Below are 18761 nucleotides of genomic sequence, written 5' to 3'. Positions count from 1 at the left end.
CGTTCAGGTTTTAGGTTTTCGCTTTTTATAAATCCAGTTCCAAAGTCTTTAATCAAAGGAGTGATCATGCAAGCTTTCATCGCCAACATCCAGGGTCTGACCGCCATCGGTATCGGCATCATCATCGGCCTGGGTGCAATCGGCGCCTGTATCGGTATCGGTCTGATGGGCGGCAAGTACATCGAAGCATGCGCCCGCCAGCCGGAACTGATGAACCCGCTGCAGACCAAGATGTTCCTGCTGGCTGGTCTGATCGACGCGGCGTTCCTGATCGGCGTTGGTGTGGCAATGCTGTTTGCGTTCGCGAACCCGCTGCTCTCGAAGCTCGCAGGCTGAGGTTCCTCGGAACTCTGTGCGTCTGACTTTTAAAGACGCCTGAACGGAACGGGTGAGGCGCTGATCGAGCTCAACAAGCCGATGAGCGCCTTTTAACCGTTTCACCTCCGATCAAGCAACGTTTAAGGAAACACCGTGAATCTCAACGCAACCCTGTTTGCGCAAATGGTCGTGTTTCTGATCCTCGCGTGGTTCACGATGAAGTTCGTGTGGCCGCCGTTGATCAACGCCCTCGACGAGCGCTCGAAGAAGATTGCCGACGGCCTCGCCGCCGCCGACAAGGGCAAAGCGGAACTCGAAGCTGCGCACAAGCGCGTCGACCAGGAACTCGCGCAGGCGCGCAACGACGGCCAGCAACGCATCGCCGACGCCGAAAAGCGCGCAGCCGCAGTCGCAGAAGAAATCAAGGCCAACGCTCAAGCCGAAGCCGCGCGCATCGTCGCGCAAGCCAAGGCGGACGCCGACCAGCAAGTCGTGAAGGCGCGTGAAACGCTGCGCGCCGAAGTCGCGGCGCTGGCCGTCAAGGGCGCGGAGCAAATTCTGAAGCGCGAAGTCGATCAGAAGGCTCACGCCGATCTGCTGAATCAACTCAAAACCGAGCTCTGATCATGGCCGAACTTGCAACCATCGCTCGTCCTTACGCAGAAGCGCTGTTCCGCGTAGCCGAAACCGGCGATCTCGCGGGCTGGTCCACCTTCGTCGAGGAGCTGGCACAGGTTGCGCGTCTGCCCGAAGTGGAAACGGTCGCTTCGAGCCCGAAGGTGAGCCGACAGCAGATCGTCGATCTCCTGCTCGCCGCAGTGAAGTCGCCGTTGGCTCAAGGCAATGCGCAGGCGAAGAACTTCGTCGGCATGCTGGTCGAGAACCATCGCCTGCCGCTGCTGCCGGAAATCGCCGTCCAGTTCGACGAGCTGAAGAACGCCCGTGAAGGTGCTGCCGATGCTCACATCGTGAGCGCGTTTCCCCTCGAAGGCGAACAGTTGAACGACCTCGTTGCAAGCCTCGAACGCAAGTTCCAGCGCAAGCTGAAACCGATCGTCGAAGTCGATCCGTCGCTGATCGGCGGCGTTCGCGTGACGGTTGGCGACGAAGTGCTCGATACCTCGGTCCGCGCGCGCCTCGCCAGCATGCAGACGGCTCTGACCGCCTAAGTGCGCTCAACCGTGTCTCAAGCTGGCACGCAACAGAATTGACTATCAGGAGCGAATAATGCAACTCAATCCCTCTGAGATCAGCGAGCTGATCAAGAGCCGGATCCAGGGCCTTGAAGCGAGCGCGGACGTTCGCAACCAGGGCACCGTGATCTCCGTGACCGACGGTATCGTGCGTATCCACGGCCTGTCGGACGTGATGCAGGGCGAAATGCTCGAATTCCCGGGCAACACCTTCGGCCTCGCGCTGAACCTCGAACGTGACTCGGTCGGCGCCGTTATTCTCGGTGAATACGAGCACATTTCGGAAGGCGACATCGTCAAGACGACGGGCCGCATTCTCGAAGTGCCGGTCGGTCCGGAACTCATCGGCCGTGTGGTCGATGCGCTCGGCAACCCGATCGACGGCAAGGGCCCGATCAACGCGAAGGCAACCGATGCCATCGAAAAGATCGCTCCGGGCGTGATCTGGCGTAAGTCGGTGTCGCAGCCGGTGCAAACGGGTCTGAAGTCGATCGACTCGATGGTGCCGATCGGCCGTGGCCAGCGTGAGCTGATCATCGGCGACCGTCAGTGCGGCAAGACCGCGGTGGCCGTCGACGCGATCATCAACCAGAAGGGCAAGGACCTCATCTGTATCTACGTCGCGATCGGCCAGAAGGCTTCGTCGATCATGAACGTGGTGCGCAAGCTCGAAGAAACCGGCGCGATGGCTTACACCATCGTCGTGGCGGCTTCGGCTTCGGAATCGGCCGCGATGCAATACCTCGCACCGTACGCCGGCTGCACGATGGGCGAATACTTCCGCGACCGCGGCCAAGATGCGCTGATCGTTTATGACGATTTGACCAAGCAAGCGTGGGCGTATCGCCAGATTTCGCTGCTGCTGCGCCGTCCGCCTGGCCGCGAAGCGTATCCGGGTGACGTGTTCTATCTGCACTCGCGTCTGCTCGAGCGTGCGGCTCGCGTCTCGGAAGAGTACGTCGAGAAGTTCACCAACGGTGAAGTCAAGGGCAAGAGCGGCTCGCTGACGGCGCTGCCCGTCATCGAAACGCAAGCCGGCGACGTGACCGCGTTCGTTCCGACGAACGTGATCTCGATTACCGACGGCCAGATCTTCCTCGAAACCGACCTGTTCAACGCCGGTATCCGCCCTGCTATCAACGCGGGCGTGTCGGTGTCGCGCGTCGGTGGTGCGGCTCAGACCAAGGTCATCAAGAAGCTGTCGGGCGGTATCCGTACCGACCTCGCGCAGTATCGTGAACTGGCGGCGTTCGCACAGTTCGCTTCGGACCTCGACGAAGCCACCCGCAAGCAGCTCGAGCGCGGCCGCCGCGTGACGGAACTGCTGAAGCAGCCGCAGTATCAGCCGCTGCAAGTGTGGGAACTGGCTGTCGCGCTGTTCGCAGCGAACAACGGCTATCTGGACGATCTCGAAGTCTCGCAAGTTCTGCCGTTCGAAAAGGGCATGCGCGAATTCCTGAAGACCAGCCACGGCGATCTGATTAAGCGCATCGAAGACAATAAAGACTTGTCGAAGGACGACGAAGGCGCACTGCATGCCGCGCTGAAGGACTTCAAGAAGTCGGGCGCTTATTGATCGGGATAGAGAGGCATCGCGCGAGGCATACGCTTCGCGCGGCTTCGATCAAGGAGTAAGCAATGGCTGGAATGAAGGAAATTCGCGGCAAGATCAAGAGCGTGCAGAACACGCGCAAGATCACGAAAGCGATGGAAATGGTCGCCGCATCGAAAATGCGCCGCGCCCAGGAGCGCATGCGTTCCGCCCGTCCGTATGCCGACAAGGTCCGCGCAATCGCATCGCACATGAGCCGTGCGAACCCCGAGTATCGCCATCCGTTCATGGTCGAGAACAAGGGCGTGAAGACGGCTGGCCTGATCCTCGTCACGACCGACAAGGGTCTGTGCGGCGGCATGAACACGAACATCCTGCGTGCGTCGCTGAACAAGATCAAGGAACTCGATCAAGACGGCGTCAAGATCGAAGCATCGGCGATCGGCGGCAAGGGTCTCGGGTTCCTGAATCGCCTGAAGGCCAATGTCGTGTCGCACGTCACGCAATTGGGCGACACGCCGCATCTGGAAAAGCTGATCGGCGCGATCAAGGTGCAGCTCGACCTGTATTCGGAAGGCAAGATCAACGCGGTCTACCTGGCGTACACGCGCTTCATCAACACGATGAAGCAGGAAGCGGTGATCGAGCAACTGCTGCCGTTGTCGGTGGATGAACTCGACGCGAAGGACGACGACGGTGACACGCCGAAGACCTCGTGGGACTACATCTACGAGCCGGACGCGCAAACCGTGGTGGACGAGCTGCTCGTGCGCTACGTCGAAGCGCTCGTGTATCAGGCGGTCGCGGAAAACATGGCGTCGGAGCAATCGGCGCGCATGGTCGCGATGAAGGCCGCGTCGGACAACGCGAAGACCGTGATCAACGAACTGCAGCTCGTCTACAACAAGAGCCGCCAGGCCGCGATTACGAAAGAATTGTCGGAAATCGTCGGCGGCGCCGCAGCGGTCTGATTTTGCTGACCGCTTGAAAGAACACAGTATCTAAAGGAAATGCGATGAGTACTACTGCTTTGGTAGAAGGCAAGATCGTACAGTGCATCGGCGCCGTTATCGACGTGGAATTCCCGCGTGCGCAAATGCCGAAGATCTACGACGCGCTCATTCTGGAAGGCACCGAACTGACGCTCGAAGTCCAGCAGCAGCTGGGCGACGGCGTGGTGCGCACCATCTGTCTGGGTGCATCCGACGGTCTGCGCCGCGGCACGATGGTCAAGAACACGGGCAAGCCCATCAGCGTGCCGGTCGGCAAGCCGACGCTCGGCCGCATCATGGACGTGCTCGGCCGTCCTATCGACGAAGCCGGTCCGATCAGCTCGGAAACGACGCGTTCGATCCACCAGCAAGCTCCGGCGTTCGACGAGTTGTCGCCGTCGACGGAACTGCTCGAAACCGGCATCAAGGTTATCGACCTGATCTGCCCGTTCGCGAAGGGCGGCAAGGTGGGTCTGTTCGGCGGTGCAGGCGTGGGCAAGACCGTGAACATGATGGAACTCATCAACAACATCGCGAAGGAGCACGGCGGTTACTCCGTGTTCGCGGGTGTGGGTGAGCGTACCCGTGAAGGGAACGACTTCTATCACGAAATGAAGGACTCGAACGTTCTCGACAAGGTCGCGCTGGTGTACGGCCAGATGAACGAGCCGCCGGGCAACCGTCTGCGCGTCGCGCTGACCGGTCTGACGATGGCCGAGCACTTCCGTGACGAAGGCCTCGACGTGCTGTTCTTCGTCGACAACATCTATCGTTTCACGCTGGCGGGTACGGAAGTGTCCGCTCTGCTCGGCCGTATGCCTTCGGCAGTGGGCTATCAGCCGACGCTGGCTGAAGAAATGGGCAAGCTGCAAGAGCGCATCACGTCGACCAAGACCGGCTCGATCACGTCGGTTCAGGCCGTGTACGTCCCTGCGGATGACTTGACCGACCCGTCACCGGCTACGACCTTCGGCCACCTGGACGCAACCGTCGTGTTGTCGCGTGATATCGCATCGCTCGGTATTTATCCGGCAGTGGACCCGCTCGATTCGACCTCGCGTCAGATCGACCCGAACGTGATCGGCGAAGAGCACTACTCGATCACGCGCGGCGTGCAGCAAACGCTGCAGCGCTACAAGGAACTGCGCGACATCATCGCGATTCTGGGCATGGACGAACTGTCGCCGGAAGACAAGCTGTCGGTCGCGCGCGCGCGTAAGATCCAGCGTTTCCTGTCGCAGCCGTTCCACGTCGCTGAAGTGTTCACGGGTTCGCCGGGCAAGTACGTGCCGCTGAAGGAAACCATTCGTGGCTTCAAGATGATCGTCGAAGGCGAGTGCGATCATCTGCCGGAGCAGGCGTTCTACATGGTCGGCACGATCGACGAAGCCTTCGAAAAGGCCAAGAAGATCCAGTAAAGGTCGGGTGTAACCAAGCGGACGCTGAATCGCAGATTCGGCGTCCAATTACGCTCAACCAGGAGTCGACATAAATGGCAACCATCAAGGTAGACGTCGTCAGCGCGGAAGAGCAGATCTTCTCGGGCCAGGCGAAGTTCGTCGCGCTGCCGGGCGAAGCGGGTGAGTTGGGCATTCTGCCCGGTCACACGCCGCTCATCACGCGCATTCGTCCGGGCGCGGTGCGCATCGAGGCGGAAGACGGCTCGGAAGAGTTCGTGTTCGTTGCAGGCGGGATTCTCGAAATTCAGCCGGGCATCGTGACCGTGCTCGCCGATACGGCCATCCGCGGCGCCGATCTCGACGAAGCGAAGGCCGAGCAGGCCAAGAAGCGTGCCGAGGAAGCGATTCAGAACAACACCTCGGAGCTCGAGTACGCGACCGCGCAAGCGGAACTCGCGTATGCGACGGCACAGCTCGCGGCAATTCAACGTCTGCGCAAGGCGCACGCGAAGCACTAAGCGTGACGCGCCAAGCGGCGTTCAGCAGTTCAAGGAAAGCAGCCTTCGGGCTGCTTTTTTTGTGCTCCAAATCGGCAAACCGCGCGGGCAAAAGTGCATATCGGTTGTGTGTGCGGCTGTCGGCTCGAGCGTAACTCACTGATTAAGATAGCATTTACCGATTGCCCTCCAACAGCGTTGCGGGGAAACACTCAATGCCCGCACGCGTCTTCGCGATGCACAATAGCCTCCAATTAGCCTTCATCGGGCGGCGATTCATATTGGCGGAGACCATCGATGGCAACTGAACCGACGCAGTCCGGCGCGCAGATCGAACCGCGCGACGGCATTTCCCATGTTCGCGGCGCGACCGACATTCCGCTCAGCGACGCAACCGTTTCGCGCTTTCTTCTCGAAACCGCGAGCCGTTCTCCGGACCGGCCTGCCGTGGTGTTCCGCGAGCAGAACATCCGCTGGACCTGGCGCCAGTTCGCGCACGAAGTCGATGTGCTCGCGAGCGGACTGCTCGCCCTCGGCATCGAGGCCGGCGATCGCGTCGGCATCTGGTCGCCGAATCGCGTCGAGTGGCTGCTCACGCAGTTCGCCACCGCGCGCATGGGCGCGGTGCTGGTCAACATCAATCCGGCGTACCGGCTCGCCGAACTCGAATATGCGCTGAACAAGGTCGGCTGCAAGGCGATCATCGCGGCGGAGCATTTCAAGACGTCGAAATATCTGGAGATGTTGCAGACGCTCGCGCCCGAACTCGCGGACGCCGCGCCGAACGCGCTCGACGCCGCGAAGCTGCCGGAATTGCGAACGGTTATCCGCATGGGCGAGGGCAAGACGCCCGGTATGCTCAACTTCGACGATGTGATGCGCCAAGGCCGCGATCAACTCGACGCGGCGCCGCTCGACGCGCTCGAAGCAAAGCTCGATCCGGACGACGCGATCAACATCCAGTTCACGAGCGGCACGACCGGCAACCCGAAGGGCGCGACGCTGACGCATCGGAACGTCGTCAACAACGCGCGCTATATCGCGATGGCGATGCGTCTCACCGAGCAGGATTCGCTCTGCATTCCGGTGCCGCTTTATCACTGCTTCGGCATGGTGCTGGCGGTGCTCGCGTGCGTGTCGACCGGCTGCGCGATGGTTTTCCCGGGCGAAGCGTTCGATCCCGCCGCGACGCTCGCCGCCGTTCACGAGGAGAAATGCACCGCGCTGCACGGCGTGCCGACGATGTTCATCGCCGAACTCGATCATCCCGACTTCGCGAAGTACGATTTGAGCCGGCTGCGCACCGGCATCATGGCGGGCTCGCCGTGCCCGATCGAAACGATGAAGCGCGTCGTGTCGAAGATGCATCTGAGCGAGATCACGATCGCGTACGGCATGACGGAGACGAGCCCGGTGTCGTTCCAGAGTTCGACCACCGATCCGCTCGACAAGCGCACGACGACCGTCGGGCAGATCCAGCCGCATCTCGAGGTGAAGATCGTCGATCCGTTGGGGAACATCGTGCCCGTCGGCGAGACGGGCGAACTTTGCACGCGCGGCTACTCGGTGATGAAAGGCTACTGGGGCGACGAAGCCAAGACGCGCGAGGCGATCGTCGATGGCTGGATGCACACCGGCGACCTCGCGACGATCGATGAAGCAGGCTACTGCAACATCGTCGGCCGCCTGAAGGACATGCTGATTCGCGGCGGCGAGAACATCTATCCGCGCGAGATCGAGGAATTCCTGTTCCGCCATCCGAAGATCCAGTCGGTGCAGGTGTTCGGCGTGCCGGATCAGAAATACGGCGAGGAAGTGTGTGCGTGGATCGTCGTGCGTCCGGGCGAGCAGGCGAGCGAAGAGGAAATCCGCGACTTCTGCCAGGGGCAGATCGCGCATTACAAGATTCCGCGCTATATCCGCTTCGTCGACGAATTGCCGATGACCGTCACCGGCAAGGCGCAGAAATTCGTAATGCGGGCGCGCATGATCGACGAACTTAAGCTCGCGGAGGCCAAGACAGCCTGAATTTCGCAGCAGTTCAACGCACGGAAACGACGAAGGGAGCGCAGCGGCGCTCCCTTCTGTCATTGGATGAAACGTCTGTCCCTAATCTCTCAAAGAACGCAAACGTTTGTCCAGGCGAAAAAAAAGCGGGCCTGGAGCCCGCTAAAAACCACACGCTACGGGGTTAGCGCGAGGAGACCACACTTGGGATTTCGAACCGATTACATTCGAATAACGATCCCAGCACCGATGCCCCAAATTTTGAGAGCTTAGCTATCAGACTACGCGACTTTCGAACAGCGCAGCCCAATACATCCGTGTTGAAACCGTTTGAACAGATTGTGGGCGAATTGATTCCGAGTCGCCGTAACAAAGTGTTTCAGGTTGTAACCCGCGTCCCATAAGGCGCGGAGGAAATTTTGTCGCGCGATTCACCTGATTTTCACGGATATATTGTCTGTTATTCGGATCAATTATTCGATCGGCCTGGCATGATCGATAAATGCCGCTTTTAGGACCAGCGCATTATTTCTGGTTTTCCGCGAAAATCGAACGGGTGGACGCATGAAATCGATGCGCAAGCCACCTGTGATGCACCGGTCAACCAGAAAACGCTACGGAGACACCCATGACGATCGACGCTGACCTGCTCCGTTATTACGATGCTGCCCAGGCGGCTTTTCCGGCTTTGCCGCCCGGTGCGGATGCCCGGACGGTGCGAGAGCGCTTCAGCAACGTTGCCAAAGCTTACGCCCGGGAACGCGACGAAAGCGTGACCGCGGAAAATATCGAGATCGCGCTCGAAGGGCGCACGCTCGTCGCGCGCGTCTACAAGCCGAAAGCCGCGCACGGCCCGCTGCCGCTCATCGTCTACTTCCACGGTGGCGGCTGGGTGGTCGGCGACCTCGACACGCACGACGGCCTCGTCGCACGTCTCTCGCGAGATTCGCAGTGCGCGGTAGCGAGCGTCGACTACCGGCTCGCGCCCGAGCATCCGTTTCCCGCACCGTGCGACGACGCGCTCGACGCGCTGATCTGGCTGGCGGAGCACCGGTCGCGGCTCGGTTTCGCGACAGGCCGGCTGGCCGTCGGCGGTGACAGTGCGGGCGCGCATCTGGCGGTCGTCGCGGCGCGCGGCGCGAACGAGCGCGTGGCTGGCCTTGTCGGCTTGCAATTGCTGCTCTATCCGGTGATGCGACGCCAGTTCGAAAGTCCAAGCTGCGTCGCCAATGCGAACGGTCCGGGCCTCACGAACGATGAGATGAAGTGGTACTGGACGCAATTTCTGTCGGCCGAAGCGCCGAAAGAGCACGACGTACGCGCATTCCCGCTCTCCGAGCCGTTCGCGCGCACGCCGGCGCCCGCGCTCGTCGTCGCGGCGGCCTACGATCCGCTCTACGACGACGCCTTCGAACTCCAGCGCTTTCTCGAAGCCAACGGCGGCCGCGTCGAAATGATCGACGCGCACGACATGACGCACGGTTTCGCGCGCATGCATTCGCAATCCGAAGCGGCGCTCGGCTGGCTGCGCAAGTTCGGCGCGCGGGCGGGCGAACTCATGCGCGACGAACGTTGAGCATCACTTCAGCCATTTGTCATACACCGCCTGAAACTCGCCCGACGACCGGGCGAGATGCAACCACTGATCGACGTATTGCTGCAACGGAACGTCGCCGCGCGGCAGAAGATACGCCTTTTCGCCGAACTGAAATGGCTTGTCCGGATGCACCGAGCACAAACCGGGATTGAGCTTTTGCTGAAGCAGCGTTTCGGAGGCGTCCGTGACCATCACGTCGGCTTTGTTTTCAAGGATTTGCTTGAAGATCGTCACGTTGTCCGGATACTCGATCAACTGCGAGTGCGGGAAAAACTGCTTCGCGAAACGTTCGTTCGTGCCGCCCGGATTGACGATAGTCCGTACGCTGGGCTGATCGATCTGCGCGACGGTCTGATACTTGTCGACATCGTCGCAACGGACGATAGGCGTTTTGCCATCTTCCATGTACGGCGCGGTGAAGAACGCGCGCTTCTGCCGTTCGAGCGTGGTCGAGACGCCGCCCACGGCGATATCGCACTTGGCGACGAAATCGTTCATCAGGTTCGACCACGACGTTTTCACGTACTCCGCCTTCGCGCCGAGCGACTTCGCGAGACTTTCGGCCAGATCGATGTCGATTCCCTCGAACTGCCCGTCCGGGCGCAGGAAGGAGTACGGCTTGTAGTCGCCGGTCGTGCAGACGCGCAGCGTGTGACGCGCGAGGATATCGTCGAGCCGCGAGGGTGTTGTGACGGAAGCCGGCGCGGCGGGCGTCGCGCCCGCTACCGTGCCGGCCCGAACCGTTTGAGCGTGCGCGACGCCCGTGAGCGCGAGCGACATGACGAGCGCCGAGGCGGCGAGACTGACAGACGTGCGTTGCATCGATTCTCCTGGTTCTAGTTGTTGGTTCCGTCGATGATACCGAGGCCTCCGCGCCTTCGGACACTCGTCCGAACGACATAGGCCGCGCCGCATGAGGCTCCCCGAATTGCCAGGCTCAGTCAACGAAAAGGCCCGCCCGCTCCGGTAGAATGGATGATTCTTTGCCTTCAGCATCGAGCGCCGTGGCACACACTCTTCTGAACGACACCTTCCTGCGCGCGCTCCTGCGCCAGCCGACCGATTACACGCCGATCTGGCTGATGCGCCAGGCGGGGCGCTATCTGCCGGAGTACAACGCGACGCGTGCCCGCGCGGGCAGTTTTCTCGGCCTCGCGAAGAATCCCGACTACGCGACCGAAGTGACGCTTCAGCCGCTCGAACGTTATCCGCTCGACGCCGCAATCCTTTTCTCCGACATTCTCACCGTCCCTGACGCGATGGGCCTCGGCCTGAACTTCGTGCAGGGCGAAGGTCCGCGTTTCGAGCGCACCGTGCGCACCGAAGAGGACGTGAAGCGGCTCGCCGTGCCGGACATCGGCGCGACGCTTTCCTATGTCACCGACGCCGTGAGCCAGATCCGCCGCGCGCTCACCGACGCGCAAGGCCGCCAGAAGGTGCCGCTGATCGGCTTTTCGGGCAGCCCGTGGACGCTCGCGTGCTACATGGTCGAAGGCGGCGGCTCGGACGATCATCGCACGGTCAAATCGATGGCTTATGCGCGGCCGGACCTGATGCATCGCATCCTCGACGTGAACGCGCAAGCCGTGACGGCGTACCTGAACGCGCAGATCGAAGCGGGCGCGCAGGCCGTGATGATTTTCGACACGTGGGGCGGCGCGCTCGCGGATGGCGCGTATCAACGCTTCTCGCTCGAATACATCGCGAAGGTGGTCGCGGGCCTGAAGCGCGAGCATGATGGCGCGCGCGTGCCGGTCATCACCTTCACGAAGGGCGGCGGATTGTGGATCGAGGAAATCGCCGCGACGGGTGTCGATGCCGTCGGTCTCGACTGGACGATGAACCTCGGCAAAGCGCGGGAGAAAGTCGGCTCGCGCGTGGCGCTGCAAGGGAACATCGATCCGAACGTGCTCTTCGCGCCGCCTGCCGCCATTCGCACCGAAGCGCGCGCGGTACTCGAGAGTTTCGGGAATTTTCCGGGCCATGTCTTCAATCTGGGCCACGGCATCTCGCAATTCACGCCGCCGGAGAATGTCGCGGAGCTCGTCGACGAAGTCCATCGGCACAGCCGCGCGATGCGTAGCGGACAGGCTGCCCGCTGAAACTGGCATGTTGCAGTGCAACGTCAGTGCTTCGGGGCGCGTAATCAAGGGCTGGAGCGTTTCGTCCGCATCGCCCATCTCAGGCGGCGCCCGTCGATGTCAAGACTGAACTTATGCACAATTTGTTCGCTGCGGCGCGCCATCAGACGTATGGCCTCCAGCAACCAATAACGTGTCTCTATGTACGCTTTAAGTCTATGATTTATCGGGAATTTTAAGAGCTTCGCCCGAAATGTGGGCTAACGCACATAAGGCATTCGTGACATTGTTTGCCGCGACGTCGGACGCACTTCTCAACAAAGTTATCCACAGGCCTGTGGAAAGCATCGGAAATCCAAAAATAATCGGCGGTTTACAGACGATTCTGATGTTTTACTTTAACTTCGCTTCGCTCAGGCGCAATTCACTGACGGACGGTGGTACGCGGGGTCGCGCACGGTGACTGGCCTCTTCGTACGCGTCGCCGTCGATCAGCCGATTCCCGCGCTATTCGACTATCGCTATGCGCTGCCGGACGCGCCGGCCGTCGGCATGCTGGTGCAGGTGCCGTTCGGGCGGCGAGAGGTCGTCGGACTGATCTGTGAAATCGCCCATTCAAGCGACGTGCCCGCCGAAAAACTGCGCGCCGTTACCGAAATTTGCGATGCCTGCGCGCCGCTCTCCGAAGCATGGATCGCGCTGGCCGCCTTCGCTGCCGATTACTATCAGCGCAGTCTGGGCGAAGTCGCGCTGCCGGCGCTGCCCCAGGCATTGCGCGACGCCTCGCGTTGGGACCGGCTTTTCGCCGTGGAGACGCGTTATCGGCTTCTGCCCGAAGGACGCGCGCAACTTCCCGACGCGTTGCCCGCGCGCGCCAGCGCCCTGCGCCGTCTGGCCGATGCTCTCGCGGAACAGCCGTCGCTCGGCCTGTCCGATGCCCGCGCGCTGCATCCCAAAGCGAGCCTGACTTTCGACGACTGGCTCGCGCGCGGCTGGATCGAGACGGCGGCGGCGCAGAACGTCGAAACCGGCGCTGACGTCGAACTGCTGCCGACCGGCGCCGTGCCACTGCCGGTATTGACGGACGAACAACGCGAAGCCGTCGATGCGATTTCCGGCGCCCGAGGCTTCGCGCCATTCCTGCTCCACGGCGTGACGGGCAGCGGCAAGACGGAGGTCTATCTGCACGCGCTCGCGGGTTTGCTTGCCGCGCGGCCGGACGCGCAAGCGCTCGTCCTCGTTCCCGAAATCAACCTGACGCCGCAGTTCGAAGCCGCATTCCGCGCGCGTTTCGCGGCGCTCGCGGACAGTTCCATCGTCACGATGCACAGCGGCCTCGCAGAAGGCGAGCGCGCGCGCAACTGGCTCGCGGCGCACACGGGCAACGCGCGCATCGTGCTCGGCACGCGCCTCGCGATTCTCGCGTCGTTGCCGAAGCTCGCGATGATCGTCGTCGATGAAGAGCACGATCCCGCCTACAAGCAGCAGGAAGGCCTGCGCTACTCGGCGCGCGATCTGGCGATTTATCGCGCGAAGCAACTCGACATTCCCGTCGTGCTCGGCTCGGCGACGCCATCGCTCGAAACCTGGTGGCAGGCGGAGCAGGGCCGCTACACGCGGCTGACGCTCGCGCGCCGGGCCGTCGCCGATGCGACATTGCCGGCCGTGAAGCTCATCGATCTGGAAGAGGAGAGACGGCGCGGCCGCGCATCGGTCGAAGGGCTCGCGGGGCCGCTCATCGCCGCGCTGAAAACGCGTGTCGAGCGCGGCGAACAGAGTCTCGTGTTTCTGAATCGGCGCGGCTATGCGCCGATTCTGTCGTGCGACGCCTGCGGATGGGTCGCCGGCTGTCCGCGCTGCAGTGCGTATGCCGTGCTGCATAAGCCTGAGCGCGCGCTGCGCTGCCATCACTGCGGCTGGGAATCGCGCATTCCGAAGTCGTGCCCGGAGTGCGGCAACATCGATATCGCGCCGATGGGCCGAGGCACGCAGCGCGTCGAGGAAACGCTCGCGAGCGTGGTGCCGGGCGCGCGCGTGCTGCGCATCGACGCCGACAGCACGCGCCGCAAGGGCAGCGCGCAGGCGCTTTTCTCCGGCGTGCATGCGGGCGAAGTCGATATTCTCGTCGGCACGCAGATGATCGCGAAGGGCCACGACTTCCGGCGCGTGACGCTGGTCGGCGTGCTCAATGCCGACACCGCGCTTTTCTCGCACGACTTTCGCGCGAGCGAGCGGCTCTTCGCGCAACTGACGCAGGTGAGCGGCCGCGCGGGGCGCGCGGGCTTGCCCGGCGAAGTGATGATCCAGACGCGCTATCCGCGTCACGCGCTGTATCAGGCGCTATCGCGGCAGGATTACGTGGGTTTCGCCAACTCGACGCTCGCCGAGCGGCGCGACGCACGCTTGCCGCCGTTCGTCTATCAGGCGATGTTGCGCGCCGAAGGCCGCACGCTGGAGGCGGCGCTCTCGTTCCTGGAAGATGCGGCGGCGGCGTTTGCGCCGCTGCCCGGCGCGGATCGCGTGACGGTCTACGACGCGGTGCCGCTTACGATCGTGAAAGTGTTCAACGTCCATCGGGCGCAACTGCTGCTGGAAAGCGCGTCGCGTGGCGCGTTGCAGGCGTCGTTGCGCGCATGGCAACCGGTGCTGCGCTCGCTCAAGGGCGTGCTGCGCTGGAACGTCGAAGTCGATCCGCTGGACGTGTGATCCGGGTCGCGCGCGGTCAGACTTCGGCGCCGGAAGCGTCCCGGGAAGCTTCATCGGATGGGTGCACATGCGGCGACGCGCCCCGCACGAACAGCACGACGCAGACTGCGACCATCGCCCAAATGCCCGTTACGACCATCCAAGTGCTCATGCTCGTTGCTCTCCCCGAGATCGCGAATGCCGCGCCGTGAGCGGCGCATTGCCCTTATATCGGCGGGCACCGAGGAATTACTTAGGGGATGTCTCAAAAATTCCAGATTAGGGAAACTACTAGGCGACAAGCGTCGGCGGTGCATCGCTCAAAGCCTTGTTCCATAAGGGTTTCATTGTGGTGCAACCCTAGCGAAAATCTCGGTTGCACCTTTTAAATCAGCGGAGTACGATTCGCCAACTTTTTAGTCATGGGCCGGGTTGGGCACGACCGGCAAACGAAGGAAATATGGCGAGCACAACCCTAGGCGTCAAAGTCGACGATCTGCTGCGTTCCCGGCTCAAAGATGCCGCGACGCGCCTCGAGCGCACTCCTCACTGGCTGATCAAGCAGGCGATCTTCGCGTATCTGGAGCGCATCGAACACGGCCAGTTGCCGCCCGAGCTTTCCGGCGCGAACGGCGCGTCCGAAATGGCCGACGCCGCGCCCGTCGATGGCGACGAAGACGGCGCGCCGCATCCCTTCCTCGATTTCGCGCAGAACGTGCAGCCGCAATCCGTGCTGCGCGCGGCGATCACGGCGGCGTATCGACGGCCGGAGCCGGAGTGCGTGCCGTTCCTCATTGGCCAGGCGCGATTGCCCGCGACCGTCGCCGCCGACACCGAAAAGCTCGCGACGAAGCTCGTCGAAGCGATGCGCGCGAAAAGCTCGGGCGGCGGCGTCGAAGGGTTGATCCACGAATTTTCGCTGTCGAGTCAGGAAGGCGTCGCGCTGATGTGCCTCGCCGAAGCGCTCCTGCGCATTCCCGACCGCGCCACGCGCGACGCGCTGATCCGCGACAAGATCAGCAAGGGCGACTGGAAATCCCACATGGGCCAGGCGCCGTCGCTGTTCGTGAACGCGGCGACGTGGGGCCTGATGATCACCGGCAAGCTCGTCACGACGAACAGCGAAGCGGGCCTTTCGTCCGCGCTGACGCGTCTCATCGGCCGGGGCGGCGAGCCGCTGATCCGCAAGGGCGTCGACATGGCGATGCGCCTGATGGGCGAGCAGTTCGTCACCGGCGAGACCATTTCCGAAGCGCTCGCGAACAGCCGCAAGTATGAAGCGCGCGGTTTCCGCTATTCCTACGACATGCTCGGCGAAGCCGCGACGACCGAGGAAGACGCGCAGCGCTACTACGCGTCCTACGAGCAGGCGATCCACGCGATCGGCAAGGCGGCGGGCGGGCGAGGCATCTACGAAGGCCCGGGCATTTCGATCAAGCTCTCCGCGCTGCATCCGCGTTATTCCCGCGCGCAGCAGGAACGCACGATGAACGAACTGCTGCCGCGCGTGCGTTCGCTCGCGCAACTGGCGCGCCGTTATGACATCGGCTTGAACATCGACGCCGAGGAAGCCGATCGCCTCGAAATCTCGCTCGATCTGCTCGAAGCGCTGTGCTTCGATCCGGAACTGGCGGGCTGGAACGGCATCGGTTTCGTGGTGCAGGGTTATCAGAAGCGCTGCCCGTTCGTGATCGACTATCTGATCGATCTCGCGCGCCGCAGCCGTCATCGTTTGATGATTCGCCTCGTGAAGGGCGCGTACTGGGATACGGAAATCAAGCGCGCGCAAGTCGACGGCCTCGAAGGCTATCCGGTCTATACGCGCAAGATCTACACGGACATTTCGTATCTGGCGTGCGCGAAGAAGCTGCTCGGCGCGCCGGATGCCGTCTATCCGCAATTCGCGACGCACAACGCGTTCACGCTCTCGGCCATCTATCACCTCGCGGGACAGAACTACTATCCCGGCCAGTACGAGTTCCAGTGCCTGCACGGCATGGGCGAACCGCTCTACGAAGAAGTGACCGGCCGCGACAAGCTGAACCGTCCGTGCCGCGTGTATGCGCCGGTCGGCACGCACGAAACGCTGCTCGCGTATCTCGTGCGCCGCCTGCTGGAGAACGGCGCGAACACGTCGTTCGTGAACCGCATCGCCGACGAATCGATTCCGGTGAAGGAACTCGTGCGCGATCCGATCGACGAAGCGCAGCAGATCACGCCGCTCGGCGCGCCGCACGCGAAGATTCCGCTGCCGCGTCAGTTGTACGGCAACGAGCGCTTCAACTCGATGGGCCTCGATCTTTCGAACGAGCATCGTCTGGCGTCGCTGTCGTCGGCGCTGCTGGCGAGCGCGCATCATCCGTGGCGCGCCGAGCCGATGCTCGAAGGCGCGAGCGCAGACAACGGCGCAGCACGCGACGTGCGCAATCCGTCGGATTTGCGCGATGTCGTCGGCGCGGTCGTGGAAGCGTCGCCGGAACAGGTGAGCGCCGCGATCGCCAACGCGGTGGCCGCCGCGCCGATCTGGCAGGCGACGCCCGTCGAAGATCGCGCCGATTGCCTCGCGCGCGCCGCCGATCTGCTCGAAGCGCAGATGCACACGTTGATGGGCCTCGTCGTGCGCGAAGCGGGCAAGTCCTTGCCGAACGCCATCGCGGAGATTCGCGAAGCCATCGATTTCCTGCGCTACTACGCGTCGCAGATTCGCGCCGAGTTCTCGAACGATACGCATCGCCCGCTCGGTCCGGTCGTCTGCATCAGCCCGTGGAACTTCCCGCTCGCGATCTTCATGGGCCAGGTCGCCGCCGCGCTCGCCGCCGGCAATCCGGTGCTCGCGAAGCCCGCCGAACAGACGCCGCTGATCGCCGCGCAAGCCGTGCGCATTCTGCGCGAGGCGGGCGTGCCCGCAGGCGCCGTGCAACTCTTGCCGGGCGACGGCGAAACGGTCGGCGCGGCATTGGTCGCCGACCCGCGCACGCGTGCCGTCATGTTCACCGGCTCGACGGAAGTCGCGCGCCTCATCAACAAGACGCTGTCCGAGCGGCTCGACCCGGACGGCCGTCCGATCCCGCTGATCGCCGAAACGGGCGGCCAGAACGCGATGATCGTCGATTCGTCGGCGCTCGCGGAGCAAGTGGTCGCGGACGTGCTGCAATCGTCGTTCGATTCGGCCGGCCAGCGCTGCTCGGCGCTGCGCGTGCTGTGCCTTCAGGACGACGTCGCCGATCGCACGCTCGAAATGCTGACCGGCGCGATGAAGCAGCTCGCGGTCGGCAATCCGGATCGCCTTTCGGTGGATGTCGGCCCCGTGATCGACGCCGACGCGAAGCGCGGCATCGACGCGCACATCGCCGGCATGCGCGACAAGGGCCGCAATGTCACGCAACTGCCGCTGTCCGACAACTGCGCGCAAGGCACGTTCGTGCCGCCGACGCTCGTCGAACTGGACAGCATCGACGAGCTCAAGCGCGAAGTCTTCGGCCCGGTGCTGCATGTGGTGCGTTATCGCCGTTCGAACCTTGATAAACTCCTCGACCAAATTCGCTCGACGGGCTATGGCCTCACGCTCGGCATCCATACGCGTATCGACGAAACCATCGCGCATGTGATCTCGCGGGCGCACGTGGGCAACATCTACGTGAACCGCAATGTGATCGGCGCGGTGGTCGGCGTGCAGCCGTTCGGCGGCGAAGGTCTGTCGGGCACGGGTCCGAAGGCGGGCGGCGCGCTGTACTTGCAGCGTCTGCTGGCCAAGCGCCCGACCGGTCTGCCGAAGTCGCTCGCGAACACGCTCGTCGTCGATCAGGCCGAGTCGAAGGACACGCCCGCCGCGGCGCTCACCGCGTTGCGCGACTGGGCGATCGGCGAACGCGATCCGCAGACGGCCGCGCGCTGCGACGGCTATCTGCAACACGTGATGGCCGGCGCGACGGCGGTGCTGAACGGCCCGACCGGCGAACGCAACACGTACACGCTCGGCGCGCGCGGCACGGTGCTGTGCGTGGCGGCGACTCCGAGCGGCGCGCGCGCGCAACTCGCCGCCGCGCTCGCGACGGGCAACCGCGCGTTGTTCAGCGGATCGGCGGGCGATCAACTGGCGGCGTCGCTGCCGGCATCGCTCAAGCCTTTTGCGACGGTCAGGAAAGCGGCGGAAGATTTCGACGCCGTCCTGTTCGAAGGCGACAGCGATGAACTGCTGTCGCTCGTGAAGGAAGTCGCGAAGCGTCCGGGACCGATCGTATCGGTGCAGGGCGTGGCTGCGGGAGCGTTCGCCGACGCTGGCCACGAAGGCGAAGACTATGCGCTCGAACGTCTGCTGACGGAACGCTCGGTGAGCGTGAACACGGCGGCGGCGGGCGGCAATGCGAATTTGATGACGATCGGTTGAGACAGCCCTCGAGCGCTCGATTCAAACGAATTCAAACAAGCGGCAGCAGGCA

13 protein-coding genes are annotated in these 18761 nt (G+C 62.9%); 12 read left to right on the top strand and 1 reads right to left on the bottom strand.

What is annotated here, in order from left to right; genetic code table 11:
* The first annotated feature begins 66 nt into the window (after positions 1–66).
* From atpE to NOV72_RS07265, 9 genes are all read left to right on the top strand, one after another.
* Positions 67–336 carry a F0F1 ATP synthase subunit C gene (gene atpE / locus NOV72_RS07305; protein WP_007180033.1) on the top strand — a complete coding sequence of 90 codons (270 nt, stop codon included), beginning with the start codon at positions 67–69 and terminating at the stop codon, positions 334–336.
* 135 nt (positions 337–471) lie between these two features.
* A complete protein-coding gene (locus tag NOV72_RS07300) occupies positions 472–942 on the top strand; it encodes a F0F1 ATP synthase subunit B (protein WP_035499354.1) in 471 nt (156 codons plus the stop codon).
* Positions 943–944: 2 nt separating this feature from the next.
* Entirely contained in the window at positions 945–1487 is a 543-nt protein-coding gene (locus NOV72_RS07295; protein WP_106853920.1) for a F0F1 ATP synthase subunit delta, read from the top strand.
* Positions 1488–1545: 58 nt separating this feature from the next.
* Positions 1546–3087, top strand: a complete 1542-nt coding sequence (gene atpA / locus NOV72_RS07290; RefSeq protein WP_061116587.1) for a F0F1 ATP synthase subunit alpha — start codon at positions 1546–1548, stop codon at positions 3085–3087.
* 62 nt (positions 3088–3149) lie between these two features.
* Complete coding sequence (gene atpG / locus NOV72_RS07285; RefSeq protein ID WP_106853919.1) at positions 3150–4034, top strand: F0F1 ATP synthase subunit gamma; 885 nt, start codon at positions 3150–3152, stop codon at positions 4032–4034.
* A 44-nt stretch (positions 4035–4078) separates the two neighbouring features.
* A complete protein-coding gene (atpD, locus tag NOV72_RS07280; protein ID WP_061132486.1) occupies positions 4079–5473 on the top strand; it encodes a F0F1 ATP synthase subunit beta in 1395 nt (464 codons plus the stop codon).
* 74 nt (positions 5474–5547) lie between these two features.
* Positions 5548–5973: a F0F1 ATP synthase subunit epsilon gene (locus NOV72_RS07275; RefSeq protein WP_029672474.1), complete on the top strand. Its 426-nt coding sequence runs from the start codon at positions 5548–5550 to the stop codon at positions 5971–5973.
* A gap of 276 nt (positions 5974–6249) precedes the next feature.
* Positions 6250–7980: an AMP-binding protein gene (locus NOV72_RS07270; protein WP_106853918.1), complete on the top strand. Its 1731-nt coding sequence runs from the start codon at positions 6250–6252 to the stop codon at positions 7978–7980.
* A 607-nt stretch (positions 7981–8587) separates the two neighbouring features.
* Positions 8588–9535 carry an alpha/beta hydrolase gene (locus NOV72_RS07265; protein WP_106853917.1) on the top strand — a complete coding sequence of 316 codons (948 nt, stop codon included), beginning with the start codon at positions 8588–8590 and terminating at the stop codon, positions 9533–9535.
* Between the two features lie 3 nt (positions 9536–9538).
* On the opposite strand, the gene NOV72_RS07260 is transcribed toward NOV72_RS07265, so the two are convergent.
* On the bottom strand, positions 9539–10378 hold the full coding sequence (locus NOV72_RS07260; protein ID WP_106853916.1) for a transporter substrate-binding domain-containing protein: 840 nt from the start codon (positions 10376–10378) through the stop codon (positions 9539–9541).
* Between the two features lie 182 nt (positions 10379–10560).
* Between NOV72_RS07260 and hemE the strand changes: the two genes are divergently transcribed.
* The 3 genes from hemE (at position 10561) to putA (ending at position 18709) form a co-directional block, all read left to right on the top strand.
* Entirely contained in the window at positions 10561–11658 is a 1098-nt protein-coding gene (gene hemE, locus NOV72_RS07255) for a uroporphyrinogen decarboxylase (protein WP_106853915.1), read from the top strand.
* 438 nt (positions 11659–12096) lie between these two features.
* On the top strand, positions 12097–14343 hold the full coding sequence (locus NOV72_RS07250) for a primosomal protein N' (RefSeq protein ID WP_106853914.1): 2247 nt from the start codon (positions 12097–12099) through the stop codon (positions 14341–14343).
* 439 nt (positions 14344–14782) lie between these two features.
* Positions 14783–18709, top strand: a complete 3927-nt coding sequence (gene putA / locus NOV72_RS07245; RefSeq protein ID WP_106853913.1) for a trifunctional transcriptional regulator/proline dehydrogenase/L-glutamate gamma-semialdehyde dehydrogenase — start codon at positions 14783–14785, stop codon at positions 18707–18709.
* Positions 18710–18761 lie beyond the last annotated feature (52 nt).

It is taken from the genome of Caballeronia novacaledonica, assembly GCF_900258035.1.
GTDB lineage: Bacteria > Pseudomonadota > Gammaproteobacteria > Burkholderiales > Burkholderiaceae > Caballeronia > Caballeronia novacaledonica.
Note: the sequence above shows the minus strand (reverse complement) of the source record. Positions and strands in the feature narration are given on the sequence as shown.

Coding starts and splice junctions, on each gene's coding strand:
- atpE (WP_007180033.1), top strand. CDS start 67: ATGCAAGCTTTCATCGCCAACATCCAGGGTCTGACCGCCATCGGTATC.
- NOV72_RS07295 (WP_106853920.1), top strand. CDS start 945: ATGGCCGAACTTGCAACCATCGCTCGTCCTTACGCAGAAGCGCTGTTC.
- atpA (WP_061116587.1), top strand. CDS start 1,546: ATGCAACTCAATCCCTCTGAGATCAGCGAGCTGATCAAGAGCCGGATC.
- atpG (WP_106853919.1), top strand. CDS start 3,150: ATGGCTGGAATGAAGGAAATTCGCGGCAAGATCAAGAGCGTGCAGAAC.
- atpD (WP_061132486.1), top strand. CDS start 4,079: ATGAGTACTACTGCTTTGGTAGAAGGCAAGATCGTACAGTGCATCGGC.
- NOV72_RS07275 (WP_029672474.1), top strand. CDS start 5,548: ATGGCAACCATCAAGGTAGACGTCGTCAGCGCGGAAGAGCAGATCTTC.
- NOV72_RS07270 (WP_106853918.1), top strand. CDS start 6,250: ATGGCAACTGAACCGACGCAGTCCGGCGCGCAGATCGAACCGCGCGAC.
- NOV72_RS07265 (WP_106853917.1), top strand. CDS start 8,588: ATGACGATCGACGCTGACCTGCTCCGTTATTACGATGCTGCCCAGGCG.
- NOV72_RS07260 (WP_106853916.1), bottom strand. CDS start 10,378: ATGCAACGCACGTCTGTCAGTCTCGCCGCCTCGGCGCTCGTCATGTCG.
- putA (WP_106853913.1), top strand. CDS start 14,783: ATGGCGAGCACAACCCTAGGCGTCAAAGTCGACGATCTGCTGCGTTCC.